General features: G+C 71.9%; 17 protein-coding genes. 10 read left to right on the top strand and 7 right to left on the bottom strand.

The annotated features are described in order from the left end of the window. Nucleotides 1–25: 25 nt before the first annotated feature. Nucleotides 26–1,057, bottom strand: a complete 1,032-nt coding sequence (locus tag HZB25_10035) for an inorganic phosphate transporter (GenBank protein ID MBI5837573.1) — start codon at nucleotides 1,055–1,057, stop codon at nucleotides 26–28. Further along, entirely contained in the window at nucleotides 1,057–1,701 is a 645-nt protein-coding gene (locus tag HZB25_10030; GenBank protein ID MBI5837572.1) for a DUF47 domain-containing protein, read from the bottom strand. Before HZB25_10030 ends, HZB25_10035 begins: the two co-directional genes overlap by 1 nt. Before the next feature lie 199 nt (nucleotides 1,702–1,900). On the opposite strand from HZB25_10030, the gene HZB25_10025 reads away from it, so the two are divergent. From HZB25_10025 to HZB25_10015, 3 genes are read left to right on the top strand one after another with little or no spacing between them, the layout of a single operon-like run. Next, a complete protein-coding gene (locus HZB25_10025; protein MBI5837571.1) occupies nucleotides 1,901–2,275 on the top strand; it encodes a hypothetical protein in 375 nt (124 codons plus the stop codon). A gap of 13 nt (nucleotides 2,276–2,288) precedes the next feature. Further along, entirely contained in the window at nucleotides 2,289–3,695 is a 1,407-nt protein-coding gene (locus HZB25_10020) for an amidase (protein ID MBI5837570.1), read from the top strand. Nucleotides 3,696–3,697: 2 nt separating this feature from the next. After that, nucleotides 3,698–4,879, top strand: coding sequence for a right-handed parallel beta-helix repeat-containing protein (locus tag HZB25_10015; GenBank protein ID MBI5837569.1), 1,182 nt, complete (start codon nucleotides 3,698–3,700; stop codon nucleotides 4,877–4,879). Between the two features lie 134 nt (nucleotides 4,880–5,013). Here HZB25_10015 and HZB25_10010 read toward each other — a convergent pair whose 3' ends face one another. From HZB25_10010 to HZB25_09995, 4 genes are all read right to left on the bottom strand, one after another. Continuing rightward, entirely contained in the window at nucleotides 5,014–5,526 is a 513-nt protein-coding gene (locus tag HZB25_10010; GenBank protein MBI5837568.1) for a hypothetical protein, read from the bottom strand. A 9-nt stretch (nucleotides 5,527–5,535) separates the two neighbouring features. Next, the gene (locus HZB25_10005) at nucleotides 5,536–6,936 is read right to left on the bottom strand and encodes a thiolase domain-containing protein (protein ID MBI5837567.1); all 1,401 of its coding nucleotides are present in this window, start codon (nucleotides 6,934–6,936) and stop codon (nucleotides 5,536–5,538) included. A 467-nt stretch (nucleotides 6,937–7,403) separates the two neighbouring features. Beyond that, nucleotides 7,404–7,763, bottom strand: a complete 360-nt coding sequence (locus HZB25_10000) for a DUF302 domain-containing protein (protein MBI5837566.1) — start codon at nucleotides 7,761–7,763, stop codon at nucleotides 7,404–7,406. 332 nt (nucleotides 7,764–8,095) lie between these two features. After that, a complete protein-coding gene (locus HZB25_09995) occupies nucleotides 8,096–9,130 on the bottom strand; it encodes a sigma-70 family RNA polymerase sigma factor (protein ID MBI5837565.1) in 1,035 nt (344 codons plus the stop codon). A 204-nt stretch (nucleotides 9,131–9,334) separates the two neighbouring features. Here HZB25_09995 and HZB25_09990 point away from each other — a divergent pair, with 204 nt between their 5' ends. The 4 genes from HZB25_09990 (at nucleotide 9,335) to HZB25_09975 (ending at nucleotide 15,655) form a co-directional block, all read left to right on the top strand. Next, nucleotides 9,335–10,006, top strand: a complete 672-nt coding sequence (locus HZB25_09990; GenBank protein ID MBI5837564.1) for an SURF1 family protein — start codon at nucleotides 9,335–9,337, stop codon at nucleotides 10,004–10,006. Nucleotides 10,007–10,137: 131 nt separating this feature from the next. Continuing rightward, nucleotides 10,138–12,177 (top strand): hypothetical protein, encoded by a 2,040-nt coding sequence (locus tag HZB25_09985; GenBank protein ID MBI5837563.1) that lies wholly within the window; start codon nucleotides 10,138–10,140, stop codon nucleotides 12,175–12,177. After that, nucleotides 12,174–13,949: a peptidase M14 gene (locus HZB25_09980; GenBank protein MBI5837562.1), complete on the top strand. Its 1,776-nt coding sequence runs from the start codon at nucleotides 12,174–12,176 to the stop codon at nucleotides 13,947–13,949. The genes HZB25_09985 and HZB25_09980 overlap by 4 nt, the downstream gene beginning before the upstream one ends. A gap of 173 nt (nucleotides 13,950–14,122) precedes the next feature. Further along, nucleotides 14,123–15,655, top strand: a complete 1,533-nt coding sequence (locus HZB25_09975) for a polysaccharide biosynthesis C-terminal domain-containing protein (protein ID MBI5837561.1) — start codon at nucleotides 14,123–14,125, stop codon at nucleotides 15,653–15,655. Nucleotides 15,656–15,657: 2 nt separating this feature from the next. On the opposite strand, the gene HZB25_09970 is transcribed toward HZB25_09975, so the two are convergent. Continuing rightward, the gene (locus HZB25_09970; protein MBI5837560.1) at nucleotides 15,658–16,884 is read right to left on the bottom strand and encodes a glycosyltransferase; all 1,227 of its coding nucleotides are present in this window, start codon (nucleotides 16,882–16,884) and stop codon (nucleotides 15,658–15,660) included. 383 nt (nucleotides 16,885–17,267) lie between these two features. Here HZB25_09970 and HZB25_09965 point away from each other — a divergent pair, with 383 nt between their 5' ends. From HZB25_09965 to HZB25_09955, 3 genes are read left to right on the top strand one after another with little or no spacing between them, the layout of a single operon-like run. Beyond that, nucleotides 17,268–18,884, top strand: coding sequence for an SLBB domain-containing protein (locus HZB25_09965; protein ID MBI5837559.1), 1,617 nt, complete (start codon nucleotides 17,268–17,270; stop codon nucleotides 18,882–18,884). Between the two features lie 12 nt (nucleotides 18,885–18,896). Beyond that, nucleotides 18,897–19,976 carry a hypothetical protein gene (locus HZB25_09960; GenBank protein MBI5837558.1) on the top strand — a complete coding sequence of 360 codons (1,080 nt, stop codon included), beginning with the start codon at nucleotides 18,897–18,899 and terminating at the stop codon, nucleotides 19,974–19,976. After that, nucleotides 19,973–20,905 carry a glycosyltransferase family 2 protein gene (locus tag HZB25_09955; protein MBI5837557.1) on the top strand — a complete coding sequence of 311 codons (933 nt, stop codon included), beginning with the start codon at nucleotides 19,973–19,975 and terminating at the stop codon, nucleotides 20,903–20,905. Before HZB25_09960 ends, HZB25_09955 begins: the two co-directional genes overlap by 4 nt. Nucleotides 20,906–20,909 lie beyond the last annotated feature (4 nt).

The raw sequence follows: 20,909 nt of genomic DNA, 5'->3' as shown, positions 1-20,909 counted from the left end.
GCGGCTGCGGCGGCCGCCCGCGCGCCTAGCCCCGGATCAGCAGCGCCGTGAGCGCCAGACAGATCAGCCCGGAGGCCAGGATGGTGAAGGGGAACGTGAGCAGCCAGGCGTAGGCGATCTTGCGGCCCAGGCCCCAGCGGACCGCGGAGAGTCGGCGGGTGGAGCCCACCCCCATGATCGAGGCGGTGATCACCTGCGTGGTGGACACCGGCAGCCCCGAGTGCGCGGTGAACATCAGCACCGTGGCGGCGGCGGTCTCGGCGGCGAATCCATGCACCGGCTGGAGCTTCAGCAGGCCCACCCCCAGGGTCCGGATCACGCGCATGCCGCCCGCGGCGGTGCCCAGCGCCATCGCGGTGGCGCACGCCAGCACCACCCAGGTCGGGATGTGCCCGCCCTGCGACATTCCCACCCCCGCCAGCGCGAGCGTGATGATGCCCATGGCCTTCTGGGCGTCGTTCTGCCCGTGCGAGAAGGCCATGAACGAGACCGAGCCCAGCTGCAGCAAGCCGAACCAGCGGTTCACCCGGCTGGGTGCGCGGTCGCGGATGAGCAGCGAGAGGGCCGCCATCACCACGAACCCGCCCAGGAATCCGAAGAGCGGCGCCAGGAGCATGAACAGGAGCACCTTCTCGATGCCCGGCCCGTGCAGCGCCGTGAGCCCGCCGGCATAGGCCACCGAGGCCCCGATGAGCCCGCCCATGATGGCGTGCGAGGAGGAGGCGGGCAGCCCGCGGCGCACGGTCAGGATGTTCCACACGATGGCGGAGAGCACCGCGGAGAGGGTCAGCACCAGCGGCGCGAACTGCACCGCCTGGCCCGTGAGGTGCAGGGCCTTCACGTCCACGATGCCCTTCATGATGGTCTTGGCCACCGCCTGGCCCGCCAGCGCGCCGAGGAAATTCAGCGTGGCGGCCAGCATGATCGCCGCGGCGGGGGTGAGCACTCGCGTGGAGATCACCGTGGCCACCGCGTTGGCGCAGTCGTGCCAGCCGTTCGAGAAGTCGAACGCCAGCGCGGCGATCACCACCAGGACCACCAGCAGGGTGAGTGTCATCAGGCGTGCTTGATGACGATCCCCTCGAGGAGGTTGGCCAGGTCTTCGCAATCGTCCACGGCCGCCTCGAGTTTCTCGTACAGCTCCTTCCAGACCATGATCACGATGGGGTCGGTCTCGCGCGCGAACAGCTCGGAGAGGGCCAGCCGGAACGCCTCGTCCGCCTCATCCTCGAGGTTGTTCACCTCCACGCACGCTGCCAGGATCGTCTCCGGGCGCTTGAGCGTGCGCAACTGGCGGACCGCGGTCTCCACTTTCTCGGTGGTGCGCAGCAGGATGCGGGCGATTTCCGCCGCGCGCACGGTGTGCCGGACCGACAGGTCCACGCGGTAGATGGCCAGCCGCCCCGCGGCCTCGTCGATCAGGTCCAGGATGTCGTCCAGCTCGGTGATGAGCAGGTGGATGTCCTCGCGGTCCAGCGGGGTGATGAAGGTCTTGTTGAGGCGGGCCAGCGTCTGGTGGGTGACGTCGTCGCAGGCGTGCTCGATGTCCTTGATCTTGAGCACCGCCCCCACCATCTCCGACTGCGGCGTCCGGGCCTCGATGAGCTCCACCAGCGAACGGGCGCCGGACACCACGTGGGCGGCGGCGCGTTCGAACAACTCGAAGTACTCCTCGCCGTGGCTGAACAGGCGGCGAATCATTCGGGGACCTCCTCCGTGGGTGAGCCCCGAAGCTAGCGGTGCCGCGCGCCGGGGTCAAGTGCGCCCCGATGCGCCCCGATGCGGCGCGGATCGCGCGGCACGCCCCGGATTGTGTCTGGCACACCGGGCCTCCGAGGCGATACATTCCAGTTTCCCGGGCGCGATCCCGCGCCGCCCGGATTCACCCAGGAGGACCCGAATGGCACCCCTGAATCCCGACTTCCACCGCCGCGGCTTCCTCAAGGCGCTGGCGTGGATCCCGGTCCTGCCGCTGGCGGCGTGGGCCGGCCGGGCCCTGGCCCAGTCCCCGGCCCCCGCGCCCGGGCAGCCGGCTCCGACGCCACCGGCGGCGCCCGCCGCCCCGGCCGCGCCGGCGGCCCCGCCCCACCCCGACCTCGCCCCGCTCACGCAGCTGCTGAAGAACCGCTACGGCAAGCAGGTCACCGATGAGCAGCTGGCCGCGATGGCTCCCGACATCGAGCGCGTGGCCCGCCTGGGCGAGCGCCTCCGCAAGTCGCCGCTGAAGAACGCGGACGAGCCCGACTTCGTCTTCCGCGCCACGCAGTGGCCGTGAGGGGGCCGACGCGATGACCACCTCGGAGCTGTGCTTCAAGTCGGTGCGCGAGCTGGGCGCGCTGCTGCGCGCCCGCAAGTTGTCCCCGGTGGAACTGACCCGGGCCTGCCTCGAGCGGCTCAAGGAGCACGGCCCCGGGCTGGGCGCGGTGGCCACGCTGATGGAGGAGTCCGCGCTGCGCGAAGCCGCCGCTGCGGAACGGGAGATCTCCGCGCGGCGCTACCGCGGTCCATTGCACGGGATCCCCTACGGGGTGAAGGACCTGCTGGCCACCCGCGGGGTGCCCACCACGTGGGGCGCGCAGCCCTACCGGGACCAGGTATTCGACTACGACGCCACCGCGGTGATCCGCCTGCGTGAGGCCGGGGCCATTCTCGTGGCCAAGCTGGCCATGGTGGAACTGGCCGGCGGGCTGGGCTACAACACCGCCGACGCCTCGTGGACCGGCCCGGGGCGCACCCCCTGGAACCGCAATTTCTGGAGCGGCGGCTCGTCCAGCGGGCCGGCGGCGGCGGTCGCCGCCGGACTGGCGGTCTTCGCCATCGGCTCGGAGACCTCGGGCTCCATTCTAACGCCCGCCGCCTTTTCCGGCGTGAGCGGCCTGCGCCCCACCTATGGCCGGGTGAGCCGCCACGGCGCGATGGCGCTGAGCTGGACCCTGGACAAGCTGGGCCCCATGGCCCGGTCCGCGGACGACTGCGGGCTGGTGCTGGCCGCGCTCGCCGGGCACGATCCGCTGGACCCCAGTTCGCTGCGCGGGACCTACTCGCATCGGGAGCCCGGCAGTCCCGCCCCAAGCGGGGCGCGCACCCCGGGGTCGCGCCGCGCCCCCGGAGCGCGCGCGGAGGTGCGTGCCAACGTCGAGGCCTCGCTTGAGGTGCTGAGGAAGTTCGCGGACGTCACCCTGGACGTGGACTGGCCCGACTTCCCGTGGGGGCCCGCGGTATCGGTCATCGTGGGCTCGGAGGGCGCCTCCGCGTTCCTGGAACTGGTCGAAAGCGGTCGCGCGGCCGAATTGCGCTGCGTGAAGGACCGCACCGGCGGGCTGCCCTCCACGCTGATCCCGGCGGTGGACTACCTGCACAGCATGCGCCTGCGGGGTCCGATGCGCCGCGCGGCCGCCGCGCTGTTCGAGCGCTTCGACGCGGTGGCCGCCCCCACGCGTCAGACCGTCGCCTATCCCGTGGGCGTGGAGTTCGAGAAGGTCTACCCGGGTGTCGGGGGAGGGCCCGCGCTGATCCCGGCGGGCAACCTGTGCGGGCTGCCGGCGCTGGCCGTGCCCAACGGCTTCGGCGAGAAGGGCCTGCCCACGTCGCTTTCGCTGCTCGGCGCGCCGCTCTCGGAAGCCACGCTGCTGGAGCTGGGAGCCGCGTTCCAGGCCGCGACCGACTGGCACCGCAGGCGCCCGCCAGGAGTGTGAACGTGATGACCCTGTGGCCACCCCGGCGCGCGGCGGCGCGCGTTGGCGCGACACCCCCCGCGGTTCCGGCCCGCCCCGGCGGGCGTGTTCGCGGTCCCTTCGTCACCACGGCCCTGCTGGCCTCCGCGGCGCTCCTGGCCGCCGGGGCCGCCGGAGCCGCCGAGATCGTGGTGCGGCCGCAGGGGCCCGGGCACCTGCCGATCCAGGACGCGCTGGAGCGGGCGCGCGCCGGCGACGTGGTGCTGGTGGAGCCGGGGAACTACCGGGAGCGCCTCGAGATCCCCTCCGGCGTGACGCTCCGCAGCCGCGCCGGCGCCGCGCGCACCGTGATCCAGGGCGACGGCACCGGCAGCATCCTCCTGGTGCGGGCGGCCGACACCCTGGTGACCATCGAGGGCTTCACGTTCCTGGGCGGCGGCGCCACCGGCATCCTCGGGCGGGGCCTCGCCGGGGGCGGGGCCATCCTGTGCGACGAGTCCAACGTGGTCATCCGGCGAAATGTCTTCCGGGCCAACCGCCTGCCCGGCCGCAACGCGGTGGGCGGGGCGGTGGCGATCTTCGGCGGGTACGTGTCCATCGAGGACAATCGGTTCGAGGACAACATGGCCGTGCGCGGCGGCGGGCTGTACGTGCGCGGTCACGCCCGCGTGGTGGGCAACGAGTTCGTGCGCAACCGCTGCTCGCAGTACGGGGGCGGGCTGTACGTGGAGCGCGCCGTGGGGGTGGTGGAACGCAATATCTTCCGCACCAATTTCGCGGGCTGGGGCGGGGGACTGTGCGTGGGGCGGCTCACCGAGGTGAAGGTGTTCCGCAACACGCTGGTGGAAAACCACTCGGTCCAGTGGGGCGGGGCCATGTTCGTGCTGGAGAGCGAGCCCACCGTGGAGCGCAACCTGCTCCTGGGCAACACCTCGGACTTCCGCGGCGGGGGATTCGCCAGCGGCGCGTTCGGCTTCCCGGTGCTGCGCGACAACCTGGGCTGGAACAACCGCCCGTTCAACTTCTTCTACGCCGAGGACACCCTCGACATCGCCGGCTCGGTGGAGCAGCTCGAGGCCGACCCGAAGCTGGCGGACTACGTGCGCGGCGACCTGCACCCGAGGCGCGGCGGGCCCGCCGCCGGCCCGCGCGGCCCGATCGGCGCGCTGGATCCGGTGGACCGGCCGCTGCGGCCGAAGCGGTAGCGGCGGGGGCGGGGGCTCACGCCCGGCCGGGTTCAGGGAAGAGGTCTCCGAGGATGTCGAGCGGAGTCCGGTACGACCAGGGGGACGGCCGGCGGCCGTCCCCCTGACGTCTCAGGCAGGCAGGACTGCCTGCCCTAGATCAGCTCGAAGTACAGGTCCAGGCAAGTGTGAGTCGCGTCCTTGCCGGTGCGGAACTTCGCGCGCACCTTGTCGCCGATCTTGATCGGCTTCCGGTCGGCCAGGTAGCTCTTCACGATGGTCGCCACGCCGGCGATCTTGACGTCAATCTGGTAATACGGCGTCTCGATCTCCAGGCCCGTGCCGCCGCGCTCCACGTAGGTGTACGTGTAGATGTACCCCTCGGGCTTCTGGATCTCGGTCCACTGCATCGGCTGGTGACAGTCGGGGCAGTCGGCCCGGGGCGGCAGCCACATGTCCCCGTTGCCCTTGTACACCGGGCACTTGGGGTTCACGCACCGGGTGGCCCTCAGCTTGCCCTCGGTGAGCCCCTTGAAGTACGGGGTGATCAGCCCGTAGGTGTGGAAATGCGTGCCTTCCTCGCCGAAGCGGGGGAAGTGCAGGACCCAGGCGTCCCCGACGACGTCGATCTTCGAGGGGCTGGTCTTCAGCGTCACTCTCTCGCTCATCGTCGCCTCCTACCAGGCCTTTTCGAGGACCGCACAGGTCACGTGACTGCCGACGCCGGCGTGGGAGATGGCCAGCCCGCGGCGCGGGTTCTGCACCTGCAGGCTCTCCCAATCCTCCGGCTTCTCCTTGCCATACCTCTGCCACAGCTTCGGGTCGCCGTGGAACTTGTCGTACTTGCCCTGGAGCTGCCACATCACTTCCCCGCACTGGAAGATGCCGGTCGCGCCCACGGCGTGCATGGTGCCCAGCAGCCCACCGGAGAGGTTCGCGGGGCACTTGCCCTGCTTGCCGGTCCTGGGGTTGTGGAGGTAGCACTCGCCGGAGGTGATGAAGTCCTGCTCCTTCCCGTACAGTGTCAGCCCCACGTCCCCGTAGGTCTGCAGGTCGGAGATGGTGAACGCGTCGTGGGTCTCGACCAGGTCGAGATCCTCGAGCGGGTCCTTCACGCCGGCCATCCGGTAGGCCATGTAGGCGGCGAAGCGGGTGGCGCCGAAGCTCTCGAATCCGGGCCAGCGGCCGTCGTGCGCCTCCATCTCCCGGTACAGCCACTCATAGTCCTTCTCGGTCTCGTTGGGCAGGAGCGGGATGCGCATCGGTCGCCGGTCGCCGGTCCGCAGCGTGTCGGTGCCGCCGCAGGTGAAGAGCTTCACGGGGTGGTCCGAGAGCTTGAATGCCAGCTCCTCGGAACACAGCAACACGGAGGCGGAGCCCACGCTCATGGCGCAGCATTCGAGGAAGCGCAGCGGGTCGGAAACGATCTCGCCCGCAAGCACCTCCTTGACCGTGTGCTTGCCGGACTGCTGGGCGTACGGGGACATCCGCGCGTAGCCGCGGTTCTTCACCGCGATCTCGGCGCGCACCTCCTCCGAGACGCCGTACATCTCCTGGAAACGGCGGGCCATGGGCGCGTAGTAGCTGGCGTAGTTGCGCGCCAGCCGCGTCTCGAAGTCCTTGCACGCCGCGCTGGCGATGTAGAAGTTTCCGGTCCAGGTCTTGACCTCGTCCATGCGCTCCCAGCCCAGGACCAGCGTGCAGTCGCTGTAGCCGCTGGCCACGGTGTTGGCCCCGGCCAGCATGGCGTAGCCGCCGGTGGCGCCGCCGGTCTTGATCCCGAAATTGGGCAGCAGGTTGAGGCCGAGGTAGTCGTGCACCTTGGCCTCGCACAGCAGCTGGTCCTGGAAGTGGTCGGCGAACTCGCCGTAGGAGCAGAAGTTGATCAGCCCCTTCACGGCCAGAGGGTCCATCTTGAGGTCGTTGTCCTCGAGCATCATCCGGAAGGCCATCATGGCCAGCTCTTCGAGCTTCTTCTCCGGGTAGCGCTTGCGGTAGTCCGACGTGCCGTAAGCGACCATGTAGACGGGCCGGCTCCATTTCGGGACCCGGAGGTTGCCTGCGCCGAATTCGATCATGCCGACTCCTCGTTCGTTTGCGCGGGCCAACATGGGCGGCCTCGCCCGTGTCGCGCCGTGCGGGGAGCAACCGGAATACCTCAATCGATGCCACGGAATTGGAGAACGACGGGGATGAACCGGAGAGGCAAAATACCACCCGGTCTCGGGGGGTGGCAAGGCGGAAGCGGAGGGTGAGGCCGCGGGGACACCCGTCGGACGGCGCCGGCACGGCCGGCAACAGCAACGGGGAGCGCGGACCCACCGCGCCCCCCGCGCTTCCATGGCCTGGATCCCGGCTCCCGGCCGGAATCCCGCGGACACAGCCTGGAGGCGTCAAGCCCGACGCCTCCCGCGACATGGGAGATTGGAGCGAACAGCTCGTCGCCCGGCTGCGTCCACTTCCTGTACCGGGACGTGCCCCCACGTCCCAACGTCTTAGAGCCAGAACCGGCCCGGCTGGTGTCGGCGGGAGGCTGGGGTCGAATCTACCCCAGCCGCTCCAGGACCCGGCCCAGGCGGGCCCGGACCTCCTCGGCGATGGGGGCGAGGGCGGGCAACCCGATGGACGCCAACGTCCTGACCGGATCCATGGCCGCCACCACCGACTTGCCGTCGGCCCCTTCGTACACCACCAGGTTGCAGGGGAGCATCAGCCCGATCTCCAGCTCCGCCTGCAGCGCCCGGTGGGCCAGCGGCGGGTTGCAGGCGCCCACGATGCGGTAGCGCCGGAAGGCGACGTCGAGCTTGTCCTTCAGCGTCTTCTGCACGTCAATCTCGGTGAGCACCCCGAATCCCTCGGACTTGAGCGCTTCGGGCAGCTTGGCCAGGGCTTCGTCGAAGCCCATGTCGAGTTCCCGGCGCAGAGCGTACGAACTCACGTGGTGCGCTCCTTCCTCCTGGGTTCCACGTCCTCCGGGGCGTGGGCGCCCTCCTTCTCGCGCGCCGACCGGCGCGGATCGGGCACCGCTCAGGTGGGCACTCCCAGGCGGGGCAGGACCCACGCCTGGACCACCGCCCAGACTACGAAAAACGCCGCAATTGTCAGCACGGATTCCACCTTGGAGCCTCCTCGGGGACCCCCGGCCAGACAGGTCCAGACGTGAGAGTCGCGAGCGGAGGGCGGGGATTCGGGGAAACGTGCGCGGCCGGGCCGGATCCGGGGGCCTCGCCGCGGGGGCTAGACCCAGGGCTCGCCCGCCAAGGCCGCTTCGGCGCTCACCAACAGCGGCGCCGCGGGGTCCAGCTCGGCCTCCGGGACCGCCAGTTCGGGAGCGGGCTGGCCGCGGCGGCTTCGGGCCGGGGCGGGCGGGCCCACGCGAAGCCTGGTGGTGCCCGGACCCGCGTCCCGCGCATGGCCCCGGGCCCTGCGGAGAGCCTCGAACTCGCGGTGCACCGCTGCGCGGACGGCGCCGGGAGCCTCCGGGGCCTCCAGGGAGCGGCACATCGAGAGCATGCGGCGGAAGGACTCGCACCGGTGGCGACAGCTCTCGCAGCCCGCGAGGCGCGACTCCAGCGCCGCGCAGCGCTCGGGGGCGAGGTCGCCCTCGAGGCATTCGGAGAGCAGCCGCACCACGTGGATGCAGGGTCCGGGGCAGCGCTGCCCGAGGTCCTCCTCGAGGCCCAGCACCGGGGCCACCTTCTCGCGGACCGCGACGCGCGCCCGGTGCAGGCGGCTCTTCACCGCGTCCATGGACACCCCCAGCACCTGCGCGACTTCCGCGGTGCTGAGCCCCTCGACGTCGCGCAGCAGCACCACTTCGCGATAGCGTCCGGGGAGCGCGGCGATGGCGGCGTCCAGGGCCTCGCCGGCCTCGCGCGAGCACAGGTCATCCTCGGGCCCGCGCGCCGGGTCGGGCAGCTGGCGCGCTTCCTCGCCGTAGCCGCCGTCCAGCGACTCTTCGCGCTGCGGGGCGAACTTGCTCCGCCGGCGCAGCTTGATGACGTGGCTTCGGGCAATGGTGTACAGCCAGGTGGAGAGGGATGCGGCGCCACGGAACTCCTGCACCCCGCGCGACATCGCGAGCAGGGTTTCCTGCAGGACGTCCTTGGCTTCCTCGGGGTCGCGACACATCTTGACGCTGAAGCGATAGATGCGTTGCTGGTAGTGCTCGAGCAACCGCTCCAGGGCTTGCGCGTCCCCCGATCGGGCGGCCTGGACGAGTTGGAGTTCGTCCTTCTCCGTCACGGTGGGGCTCCCATTTGGAGAGTGCATTCTCGACTATACACCCTCCCGGTCCGCGCGCACGGCCTTTCTGCGGAGAGGCGGGCTCCCTCCTGGCCGCCCGGTCCGATCCGGACCCCGCCTCCGGGGGGCGGGCGCCGCGACGGGCTCCCGGCCAGGCTGTTGCGCCGGGCTCCCTGCCGGCCGCCCGCACCGGGCTGGACACGCCCGGCTGCCGCCCGGCACACTGCGGCCATGAGACTTCCCCGCCGGGTCATGGTGGTCCTGCTGCTCGCGGCCGCCGCCGGGTGCCTGCGACTGTGCCTCTGGCAGGTGGACCGGCTGGGCCAGCGCCGGGAGCGGAATGCCCGGATCGCGGCGGATCTCAGGCGGGCGCCCGCGCTGCTGACCGCGGCCGACGCCCGGAATCTCGCTCTGCTGGAGGGTCGGCGCGTGGCGGCGCGCGGGGTGTTCCGTCCGGCGGGAGAGCAATGGCACAACACCAGCGTGGAGGGTGTTCCGGGCGCGCTGGTGGTCACGCCGCTTTCGCTCGGGGAGGGGACCGAGGCGCCGGTGGCGCGTGGCTGGGTGCCCGCTCCCGGGGGGCCGCCGAAGCCGGGTGCCTATCCGGCGGACACCGGCCGCGTGACCGTGACCGGCCGCGTGACCCGCGTCGCGCCCCTGAGCTTCGCGCTGCAGGTGGAGCCCGGCGCGCCGAGCCCGGCTGCGGTGCTGCCCCCGGGATCGCCCGGGACCGGGCGCGGCAGCGCGTCCGGCCCGGGGGCCGGCCCCAGGGTGGCGCTGCGGCCGCTGCCGCCACCGCGGCTCGACGACGGGCCGCACCTGGGCTACGCGGTGCAGTGGGCGGTCTTCGCCGCGATGTTCGCCGTCGCGGCCGCCTATTTCGCCCGGGGGCCGCGGGCCTGAACTGGCGAGGCGCGGAGCGGCGATTCCCCCTTTCCCCCCGGCGCGATATTGCTACCATCCCCCGCATTCCGACCCCGGCCGGCCGCGCGGGTCCATCCATGCGCAAGACCCTTTCGCGAAAGGACGCTGCAGTGACACGCATCACTCGATGGTCGGTCGTGGCCGCGCTCGCGGGCCTGTGGGCCGTGGGGCCGGTGGCGGCCGCGAAGGCGCCTCCGGCCGCCCGCAGCCGCCCCGCGGCGGCGGCGCGCCTCACCGACGTCTCCGGCTACCACGATGCCGCCGCGCTCGCCCGGGAGCTGGACCGGCTCGCGGGCGCGGGCGGGCCTCCGGTTCGCAGGGTGTCCATCGGGCGCACGCGCGGCGGGCGCGACATCTGGATGGTGGCGGTGGGGGCGGATGCCGCGCGCCTGGCGGCGCCCGCGGGGCGCGCCGGGGACATTCGCGAGGATCCCGCGCAGTACCCCGGACTGCTCGTGGTGGGGGGCACGGACGCCACGCAGATCGCCGGGTCGGAGGAGGCGCTGCGCTTCGTGGCGCGCCTGGTGGGCGACTATGGCCGCGTGGACAGCGTCACCCGGTTGCTGGACCGGGTCACCGTGTACGTGGCGCCCCGAGTCTCGCCGGATGCCTGCGAGCGCTTCTTCCACGCGCCGACGGTCGAGAGCGCCGGCAGCGAGTCGCCGGTGGACGAGGACCGCGACGGCCGGATGGACGAGGACGCCCCGAGCGATCTCGACGCCGACGGCCGCATCACCGGGATGCGCGTGGAGGACGCCGAAGGCGAGTGGTTTCCCGATCCCGCCGATTCCCGCCTGATGAAGCGCGCCGACCGCTCCCACGGCGAGTCCGGCAGGTTCAAGCTGTACGTGGAGGGTGGCGACGCCGACCACGACGGCCGAATCGCCGAGGACGGGCCGGGCGGCGTGGAGTTCAACCGCAACTTCCCGATCGGCTACCGCTACTTTTCCACGGGCGCGGGCGCGGACCCCATGAGCGAAGTGGAGAACCGCGCCCTGGCCGACTTTCTGTTCGACCATGCGTCCATCGCGGCGGTGTTCGTGTTCGGCAGCCAGGACAACGTGGTGCAGCCCTGGAAGGCGGACCCGTCCAACGCCGGCGCGGTCGAGCGCGCGCTGGCCGCGGGCCGCCGCGGGGACTTCGAGGGCGGCGACGGCGGGCGCACCGGCGGGCTGCCCGCCGCGGGCACTTCGGCGCCGCGCCGGCGCGGACAGCCGCGCGTCGAGGAGTCGCCGGTGGAGGCGCGCATCACCGCGCCGCCGGCCGCGGACGCCGATGTCTATGACTTCCTGTCGCAGCAGTACCGCCGGCTCGCCGGGGTGAAGGACGTGCCCGCGGGCGCCCCCGGCGAGGGGGACTTCGCCTCCTTCGTCTACTACGGCATGGGCCGCTGGGCGTTCGCGGCGCGGCCTTGGTGGCCGGCGCAGCCTGAATCGGCCAGGGCCGATTCGTCCGCGCGCGGGGAGCGCGGGGACGAGCCAGGGCCGCGCGGCGACCGCGGCCGTGGCGACGTCGGCACCCGCCCCGATCGCGGCGGCGCGCTCATGGGTCGCGGGGGCCGCGGCACGCCGCGAATCGGCGGCGCGGGCGGATCTTCCGCCGGCGCGGAGGGCGCCTCCGACGCTCAGACCCTCAAGGCGCTGGCGGCGCTGGGGGTGGACGCAGTCGTGCCGTGGCACCGCGTGGAGCATCCCGACTTCCCCGGGAAGACGGTGGAGGTTGGCGGATTCGTGCCTTACACCCGCACCGTGCCCCCGGGCGCGTTGCTCGATTCGCTGTCCGCGGGCGCCGGCGCGTTCCTGCTCGACCTGGCGTCCCGCCTGCCCCGGCTCGAGCTGCGCGACACGAACGCGGAGAAGCTGGGTCCGGGCCTCTACCGGGTCCGCGCCCGGGTGGTGAACCCGGGCTACCTGCCCACCCTGCCGGTCCTGGGCTCCACCGCGCGCTGGCCGCGGGGGGTGCGGGTGCGGGTGGAGGGCGCGCCCCGGCTCGTCTCGGGACATCCGATTCAACAACTGGGGATCGTGGCGGGCAGCGGCGGAAGCAGCGAAGTGACCTGGGTGGTGGCGGGCGAGGCAGGCGCGAAGTTGAGGATCACCGCCGACTGCCCGTCGGCCGGCGCGGCGACGGGGGAGGTGACGCTGCCATGAGGACCCACGTTTCAGACTTCGCCCGGGCCACGCTGATCGCGGCGTGCCTGGGCGCGTGCCTCGCGGCCGCGTCGTCCGCCGCGCCCGCCCCGGATGCCGCGCTGGCCGGCGGCCCCGGTGCGTTCAAGGGCATGGGCGCTCCCGCGCACCCGAAGGTCCCGGTGGCGTGGAACCGCTACTACGATCATGCGGGCATCACCGACATCTGCAGGCGGCTCGCGGCCGCGCATCCGGGGCTGTGCCGGCTGGAGTCCATCGGCAAGTCGTACGCCGGGCGCGACCTGTGGGCGCTCACCATCACCGACTTCTCCGCGGGGGATCCCGCCCGCAGGTCCGGCTACTACATAGATGGGAACATCCACGCCAACGAGCTGCAGGGCAGCGAGGTGGCCCTGTACACCGCGTGGTACCTGCTGGAGAACTTCGGCGTGGTGGAGGGGATCACCCGGCTGGTGAGGGAGCGGACGTTCTACATCGTGCCCACCATCAACCCGGACGGGCGCGACGACTTCCTGCACCGCGCCAACAGCCCCAACAGCCCGCGCTCCGGGGTGGTGCCGCGCGACGACGACGGGGACGGCCAGCCCGATGAGGACCAGGCCGCCGATCTGGACGGCGACGGCAACATCACCCAGATGCGCAAGGCCGATCCCAACGGCCGATGGAAGACCTCACCCGACGACCCGCGCCTCATGGTGACGTGCGAGCCGGACGAGAAGGGGCAGTGGACGCTGCTGGGCGAGGAGGGCACGGACCAGGACCGCGACGGTTCCGTGGCCGAGGATCCCACCGGCTACTACGATCCCAACCGCGACTGGGGCTGGAACTGGGCGCCACGCTACGTGCAGCAGGGCGCCGAGCGCTACCCGTTCTCGCTGCCGGAGAGCCGCGCGGTGCGCGACTTCGTGCGCGCGCACCCCAACATCGCCGGCGCGCAGACCTACCACAACGCCATGGGCGCGATCCTGAAGGGTCCGGGCGAGCGCAGCGACGCGTTCCAGCCCGAGGACGTGGCCACCTTCGACCTGGTGGGCCGCCGCGGTGAAGAGGTGCTGCCGGGCTACCGCTACCTGACCGTGTGGAGCGGGCTGTACACCGTGTACGGCGGGGAGCTGGACTGGTTCTACGGCGCCCGCGGCGTGCTGTGCTTCAGCAACGAGCTGTGGACCGCGTGGAACCTGTTTCGCAAGGACGCCGGCGGCGGATTCTTCGGCGCGCAACCCGACCTGTACCGGTTCGACCGGCTGCTGCTGTTCGGCGAGGGCGTGGTGCCGTGGCGGGCGTACCGCCACCCGCAGTTCGGGGACGTGGAGATCGGCGGTCTCAAGAAGATGTGGACGCGCATGCCACCCACGTTCCTGCTGGAGGAGGAGTGCCACCGCAACATGGCCTTCACCCTCTTCCACGCCTGGACCCTGCCACTGGTGCACGTGGACAGCCTGCGGGTGACCGCCCTCCCGGGAGGCGTGCGGCAGGTGGACGTGCGGGTGGTGAACGAGCGTCCCATGGCCACGCACACCGCGCAGGACCGGGTGAATCGCATCACGCCCCCGGACGCGTTCACCCTCACCGTGCCGGGCGGGAAGGTGCTCGCCGGTTTCGCGGTGGACAACGAGTACCTGGGCAACCTGGCGGAGCAGAAGGAACATCCCGAGCGGCTGGTGGTGCCGGGCATCGCCGGCAACGGCGTGCTCAAGCTGCGCTGGCTGGTGTCGGGAGACGGCGCGCCCACGGTGACGGTGGAGTCGGTGCGGGCGACGGTGCGGGAGTAGGGCGCAACGCAGGAAGGCTACGGGCGCGGGCGGGCCCCGTGCGGCGGGACCCGGGTGCTTGCCCTGCTGGTCTCCCATCGCTATTGTCCGGTTCGATGCCGAATTCAGCCGATCCGGCTGCCGGGACCCCCGCCGGTCCCGGCAGTGGCGCGTCCGGGGGACACGGCGCCCGGGTGGCTTCCAACTCCCTGGCCAGCATGGCCGGCCGCGTTGGATCCATGGCTTTCTGGGTGCTGGCCACCCCCTACATCCTGCACCGGCTGGGACCCGAGCGATTCGGGTTGTGGTCGCTGTTGTTCGTGTTGACCACCTACATGGTGATCATGGACCTGGGCGTGGGCACCGCCCTGAGCCGGTTTTCGGCGGACTCCTCGGCGCGCGGCTCGACGTCCGACCTGGGTCGGTACATCTCCAGTTCCAACTCGATCTACCTCGGACTGTCCGCCGTGTTCCTGGCGGCCGCCTCGCTGCTCGCGGATCCCATCCTGCTCGCGCTGCGGGTGCCCGTGACCATCCCGGAGGCTCGCACCGCGCTAGCCCTCGGCGCGGTGACCGCCGTGGTGGTCGGTTTCGGCTCTCTCGTCGCCGGAGTCATGAACGGACTTCAGCGACAGGTCACCGTGAACGCGATCTCGCTGGCGGCCCTGGTGCCGGGCGGGCTCGGGATCTGGCTGGCGCTGCGCCAGGGAGCCGGCTTGTCCGGGCTCCTGGCGGTCCAGGCGGGCGTGGCCGCGCTGGCCGGGCTGGGCACCGCCATTTTCCTGTACCGCGGCACCCCGGGTCTTCGCGTGCAGGGATTCGGCTGGGATCCCGGGGCCGTGCGCCGGTTGCTCGGACTGGGCATGTGGATCCAGCTCGCCGGCGTGGCCACCGTATTGCAGCTGCAACTGGACAAGTTCTTCCTGACGCGCTGGGCCGGGCTGCCCGTGGTCGGGGCTTACGAACTGGGCTTCCGTGTCGCGGGCGGATTGTTCGCCCTGCCGATCCTCGCGTTCGGCGCCGTGGCGCCTGCGGCAGCTGACTTCGCCGCGCGGGGCGACAGGGTGCGGCTGAGGGATCTCCACGTGCGGGGGGTGCGCTGGGTCGCGGCGCTGGCGCTGCCGCTCCTGGCCGGCACGTGGTTCGGCGGAGGCTGGCTGATGCGCGGCTGGCTGGACCAGGTCCCCGGCGGCGCCGTTCCCACGCTGCAACTACTGTCGCTGGCCTGGGCCCTCAATGCGCTCACCGGGACCGGAACCGCCATCCTGCAGGGAGAAGGACGTCCGCAGCTCACGTTCGCGTGCATGTCCGGGGCGCTCGCGGTGCACGTGGCGCTCGCCCTGGTCTGGGTGCCGCGATGGGGCCTGTCCGGCGCGCTGGCGGCGATCCTCGTTTCCATGCTGGTGTGGGTGGGGGCCTTTGTGCCGCTGTTCCATCGCCGCTGCGGCTGGTCGTCGTGGGATTGCGTGGTGCGCCCCCTGGCCCGGCCGGTGGTTGTGAGCGCGATCGCGGCGGCGGGGCTGTGGGCTGTCCAGCGGGGGCTGCCCGAGCCGGCAATTACCGGGCGCTGGACGTCCCTGGGCGTGGGCCTGATCCTGGTGGTCGCGCCCGTCGCCGTGTGCCTGCCGGTGCTGGCTGCCATCCGGCACTTCGAGCCCGCCGACCTGGCCGTGGTGCGCGAACTGGCGCGACGGTGCACCGCACCACGGAGATCGGAGCGCCCGTAGGGTCAGTCTCCCGTTTCCTCCCCGCCCGGGCCCCGCCGTGCCCCCACCACGGATTCGCAGAGCTGGGCCGTGAGCCCGGCCACCCGCTCGAGCGAGTACCGCCCCACCCCGTACGCGTGCGCAGCTCCCGCCAGGGCGCGGGCCCGTTCCGGGTCGCAGAGCAGGTCCGCAACCCGGCAGCCCAGTTCCTCGGCATCGTCGGCACACTCGAAGTGCACTCCGCGCTCGATTCCCAGCCCTTCCGCAGCAACGGGCGTGGCCACCACCGGCACCCGGGCGGCCATGGCTTCCACGATCTTCACCCGCATCCCGGCGCCGGTCCAGAGAGGCACGACCACCGCGGTGGCGGCCGCGAATTCCGGCGCGATGTCGTCCACGTAGCCCACGGGCTCGGCGCCCGAGCGGCGTGCCTGGGCGACCAGGGTGCCCTCCAGGCCCTTGCCCACCAGGCGCAGCCGGGCATCGGGCACCCGGTCCAGCACCCGCGGCCACCCTTGGAGCAGGAACCGTCGGGCGCCTTCCGCATTCGGGGGCCATCGAAAGGAACCGGTCAGGAGCACCACCGGCGGCAGGCCGGGCCTGGGGTCCTGGAAGCGGGCAAAGTCCACGCCTACGGGAACGATCTCGACCCGCGCGCGGGGAGCGAGGGCACGGATCGCCGCGGCCTCCTCCGGGTGGATCGCCAGCACGAGGTCGGCACGCTCGCACAGCCGCGCCTCGGCGGTCCGCATGCGCGCGGCCTGGCCGCGGGCATACCAGCGCGCCGGTCCGCGCAGTGTCCCGGAGTAGCGCTCCAGCCACACGCTCTCCACGTTGTGCTGTCGCAGCACGAAGGGAGTGGTGCCGAGATTGTCCGCGTAGGTCGCCAGGTGCAGGTGATTCACCATGGCGACCCTGGGCCGGACCTCCGCGACGGCGCGGGCCACCGCGGCGGAGAAGGCCGCGCTCCGGTACCGCGCGAGCGTGTACGGCCACGGACCCGCGAGGCCCTTCCACACCGCGAGGATGCCCCGCGGCGGCACATGGGGCACGGCCACCACCCGGGCGCCCAGCGCGAGCAGTTCCGGGGGCGTCGGACCGGCCTCGCGGCCCGGGGGCAGCATCATGAGGATCGTCGTGTCGTAGAACCGGGCCATGGACCAAGTGATCTGCCAGAGCCCGACGCGGCCGCCGTCGTCCAGCGGCCAAGCAGGTTGGGGCAGGAGCACGAGTGCGGGCTGCCGGGTCAATGAGGATCCTCCGCGCGTCACCGGGCCTGCGGAATCGAGTTGAGTGGGTGAATGCTACGTACCCGCGGCCGGGCGCGTCAAGGCGACGGGCCGCGCGACGGTCCGCGCGGCCCGGTCCGCGCGCGGCACGCGTCCGCCGTCCGTCGCCGCAGCGCGGCGGGGACCGCGGCGGGCATGCCCGGAGGGGAGGCAGGGGGACATGCGCGTTGACACTCCTTGGAAGCAGTACGTAGACTCCCGGGGTCGAGCAGGACAGTCCGCGAGAACACCCACAGTCGGGCAGTGGCGCTCTGGGTCCTGGGCCCGCCGCCGCGAATCCGCGCCGCCGGCGTGGGTCCGTGGAATCGGCAGAGGATCCGCCTCTTCTCCGGGAGAAACCTCTGTTGATCCTGTCCATCCGCCTCCGCCGCCGAGAGTACGTTGCCGCGTGCGTGGCGTTCTCCCTGGCGTCTGCCGCCGCCTGTCCCGCCGCGCCGGTCATCCTGGGCCGCCTGGGTGGCTTGGATTCCGCCGACCCAGGCCTTCGCTCCCGGTCCGCCGACTCGGTTCTCACGGCCAACCTTCCGGGCACCGCCGGCCTGCTCTCCGGGGCCATTGATCCGAGGGAATACGTCGTGGGGCCGGGGGACGTGTTCAGCCTGGAGAAGGGCTCGCCCGCCGGCACGCAGCAGACTCTCGTGGTGGACGCCGAAGGATCCCTGTACGTGCCGGATCTGGGGCGCCGCGGTGTCGCCGGGCAGCGCCTCGCCGATGTGCGCAGCAGGGTCCTGTCCGACCTCCGGCGCTTCGTGCCCCGGGCGGAGCTCGAGTTGCGCCTCCTCCGCCCGCGGGTCTTCAAGGTCTTCGTGGTGGGGGAGACCACCAATCCCGGGACCGTCGCCGCCACCGCCACGAATCGCGCCGTGGAGGCGCTGCAGGAGCGCGGCGGGCTGACCAAGACCGCCTCCATCCGGAACATCGAGCTGCGCCGGTCCTCCGGCGCCACGGATCGCGTGGACATGCAGCGGTTCCTGGTTCTCGGGGACAATGCGCACAACCCCTGGCTCCAGGACGGCGACCGCATCGTCATCCCGCGTCTCCGCGGACAGGTCTACCTGGCCGGGGCGATCGAGCGCCCGGGCTACGTGGAGAGCGCCCCGGGGGACAGCCTGGCCACCCTGGTGCGACTCGCGGGCGGGCTTTCGGACGGGGCAAGGGAGGACTCGGTCCTCGTCCTGGGCTTCCACGAAGGGGATGCCGCCGACTCCACATGGCTGCCCGTCGCGGCCGCAATGGCCTCGCCGATGCGCCCCGACGACCGGGTCTTCATCCGCCGCCGGACGCACTGGCGCCCGCTGGACCTGGTCACGGTGGAGGGGGAAGTGACGCTGCCCGGGGAGTACCCCATCCGGGAGGGGCACGATCGGCTCTCCGACGCGGTGTCCTGGGTGGGTGGATTCACTCCGGAAGCGTCGCTCCGCAACGTGGTCCTGACGCGCGACGCGGACGCGGCCCTGTTCGGCGATCCGGATCTCGAGCGGCTCCGGCGGCTCACGCGGGCGGAGATGACCGAGACCGAGTACTTCGACCTGAAGATGCGCACCGAGGGACACAGTCGTCTATTCCAGGTGGATCTCTCGCGTCCGCTCGCGCCGGGTTCCCAGGAGGACATCCTCCTGCGAAGCGGCGATCGGCTGACCGTGCTCCCGCGGGGACGGACCGTCCGGGTCGGCGGGGAAGTGGCCCGCCCGGGGCTGGTCGGATTCCATCCGGGTCTCGCGCCCGGGGACTACATCAACTTGGCCGGCGGATTCGGCTCCCGGGCCCAGAAGGACGGAGTCCGGGTGATTCGGGCGGGGGACGGCCTCTCCATGCCGCAATCGGCGGCGGGCAACCTGGCGCCGGGGGACTTCGTGTGGGTCCCGGAGAAGCAGCCGGGCACGCCGGCGTGGTCCCTGTTCAAGGAAACCCTCTCGGTCGCACTGCAGGTCGCGACGTTCTACTTCATAGTCAAGAAATAGCGGGTGGCGAAGATGTCTGATTCGACCTGGGGTGACCTGTTCCGCCCATTCCGGCCGCACTGGCGGATCCTGGCGTGGTGCTGCGCGGTCTCCACCGCGCTGGGCATCCTGCTGGCGTTCGTCCTGCCCGCCAGGTACATCGCGATCACGACCCTGCTGCCGCCGACCGAGGATCAGACCGGCCTCAGTCTGACCAGCCTCCTGCGGGGGATTTCCGTCCCTGGCGTGCGGGTGGCCCAGGCGGTGTCGGCCTCGGACCTCATGTTGTCGGTGCTGGAGAGCGACTGGATGCGGCGGCGGGTCGGTGGGCGGGTGGACCTGTGTCGCGTCTACTCCGTGCGGGACACGCTCGATGCCCGCGAGAAGCTGCGCCGGAAGTCGAAGTTCAAAGTCACCCCGCTCGGGGTGATCGAGATCCGGGTGGAGGCCCCGCAGGCCGACGATGCTGCCAGGCTGGCCAACACCTTCACGGAGGAGCTGGATCGCTTCGTGAGGACCCAGCGCATGACCAAGGGGCATCGGACCCGCGTGTTCATCGAACGTCGCATGGCCGATGTCCGGGCGGACCTGGACAGCCTGCAGCACGAATTCTCCGAATATGAACGCCTGCACCATGCCGCCGCGCTGGGTTCCGGCATGAACCCCGGTTCGGAGAGCGGGGCCCGCCTCTTCGCGGAGCGCCTCAACATCCAGTTCCAGCTGGAGCTGGCGAAGAGCTACTCCGCCGGCAACAGCCAGGAAGTCAGTCTCCTCGAGGCGCGTCTCGGGGCGCTGGACAAGGAACTGGACCGCCTCCCACCGGTGGGCATGGGCATCGCGCGCCTGCTGCGCGAGCTCAAGGGGCTGGAGGGGGCCTACGCGTTCCTGAGCGCCCAGTACGAGGACGCACGCATCGAGGAGGCCCGCGACGTCGTGGCGCTGGAAGTGCTCGACGCGGCCCGGCCGCCGCGCAAGCCCTCGTGGCCGAAGAAGAAGTTGTTCGCGGCGGCATCCCTCGCGGTGGGCCTCCTCTCGGGTGTGAGCTGGGTGGCCGTGGGGGCGCCCGGGAGCCGCGGAGGGCGCGCCATGGACGCCGTTTCGCGGAGCGGATGATCCCGGCGCAGGTCGACCCGGACCTGGGGGTCATCGTGGTGACCTACCGCTCCGGGCGCCACCTCGATGGCTGCTTCGCGGGCCTGCGAAGCGTCGCGGCGCCTGGAGCGGTGGTGGTGGTGGACAGCGCTTCGCCGGACGACACGCTGGAAGTGGCCGCCGCTCTCTGGCCGGAAACCACCCGCCTGCGCATGGATGACAATCTCGGCTACGCGGCCGGGGTCAACGCCGGCCTTCGCCTCCTGAGCCAGCCATTCGTGCTGGTGCTGAACCCGGACACCCGCGTGGACTCCTCCGGTCTCCGCGCGGGACTGGAATGGCTGCGCCGCCACACCGAGTTCGGCATGTTGGGCCCCCGGCTCCTGGGGGCGGACGGCCGGCCCCAGGCTTCACGCCTCCACGAGCCTACGATTCCCTGGGCGTTCCGCACCTACCTTGCCCGAGATGCCCGCGAGGCCCCCCCGCTGGCGCACGTGGATGGGGCGCTCGAGGCCCGGGTGCTGGCGGGGGCGGCCCTGCTGGTGCGGCGGGATGCGTGCCGCGCGGTGGGGGGGATGGACGAGGGGTTCTGGCTCTTCAGCGAGGAAGTGGACTGGTGCGTGAGATTCCGCCGCGCCGGGTACCGGCTGGCCTCGCTGCCCGGCTGGACGCTGACTCACCTGGGAGGGGCGAGCACGGCGCTCCTGCCCGTTCATCACCAGGCGATGGTGCACCGCAGCCGCCACCGGTACTTCCTGAAGCACCACGGACGCGCAGCCGCGGGGGTATTCCGGTTGCTCCTGGGTCTGTCGCTGCCGTGGGCGGCGGTCATCGCCGCCGTCAACGCTCTCCTGGGGCGCATCACCTGGCGGGAGGCGTGGCGGCGGGTCCACGCGCAGGCGGCCGCGCTGCTCTCTCCCGGCGTGTCGCGACCCGCGAGCCGGGCGTAACCCC

The organism is Candidatus Eisenbacteria bacterium (genome assembly GCA_016235265.1).
Lineage (GTDB): Bacteria > Eisenbacteria > RBG-16-71-46 > RBG-16-71-46 > JACRLI01 > JACRLI01.
The sequence above is the reverse complement of the archived record's forward strand: the minus strand, read 5'-3'. Positions and strand labels throughout refer to the sequence as shown.

Bases quoted from the DNA above. Each gene is read 5' to 3' on its own strand.
- HZB25_10035 (MBI5837573.1), bottom strand. From the start codon at position 1,057: ATGACACTCACCCTGCTGGTGGTCCTGGTGGTGATCGCCGCGCTGGCG.
- HZB25_10030 (MBI5837572.1), bottom strand. From the start codon at position 1,701: ATGATTCGCCGCCTGTTCAGCCACGGCGAGGAGTACTTCGAGTTGTTC.
- HZB25_10025 (MBI5837571.1), top strand. From the start codon at position 1,901: ATGGCACCCCTGAATCCCGACTTCCACCGCCGCGGCTTCCTCAAGGCG.
- HZB25_10020 (MBI5837570.1), top strand. From the start codon at position 2,289: ATGACCACCTCGGAGCTGTGCTTCAAGTCGGTGCGCGAGCTGGGCGCG.
- HZB25_10010 (MBI5837568.1), bottom strand. From the start codon at position 5,526: ATGAGCGAGAGAGTGACGCTGAAGACCAGCCCCTCGAAGATCGACGTC.
- HZB25_10005 (MBI5837567.1), bottom strand. From the start codon at position 6,936: ATGATCGAATTCGGCGCAGGCAACCTCCGGGTCCCGAAATGGAGCCGG.
- HZB25_10000 (MBI5837566.1), bottom strand. From the start codon at position 7,763: ATGGGCTTCGACGAAGCCCTGGCCAAGCTGCCCGAAGCGCTCAAGTCC.
- HZB25_09995 (MBI5837565.1), bottom strand. From the start codon at position 9,130: ATGCACTCTCCAAATGGGAGCCCCACCGTGACGGAGAAGGACGAACTC.
- HZB25_09990 (MBI5837564.1), top strand. From the start codon at position 9,335: ATGAGACTTCCCCGCCGGGTCATGGTGGTCCTGCTGCTCGCGGCCGCC.
- HZB25_09980 (MBI5837562.1), top strand. From the start codon at position 12,174: ATGAGGACCCACGTTTCAGACTTCGCCCGGGCCACGCTGATCGCGGCG.
- HZB25_09960 (MBI5837558.1), top strand. From the start codon at position 18,897: ATGTCTGATTCGACCTGGGGTGACCTGTTCCGCCCATTCCGGCCGCAC.
- HZB25_09955 (MBI5837557.1), top strand. From the start codon at position 19,973: ATGATCCCGGCGCAGGTCGACCCGGACCTGGGGGTCATCGTGGTGACC.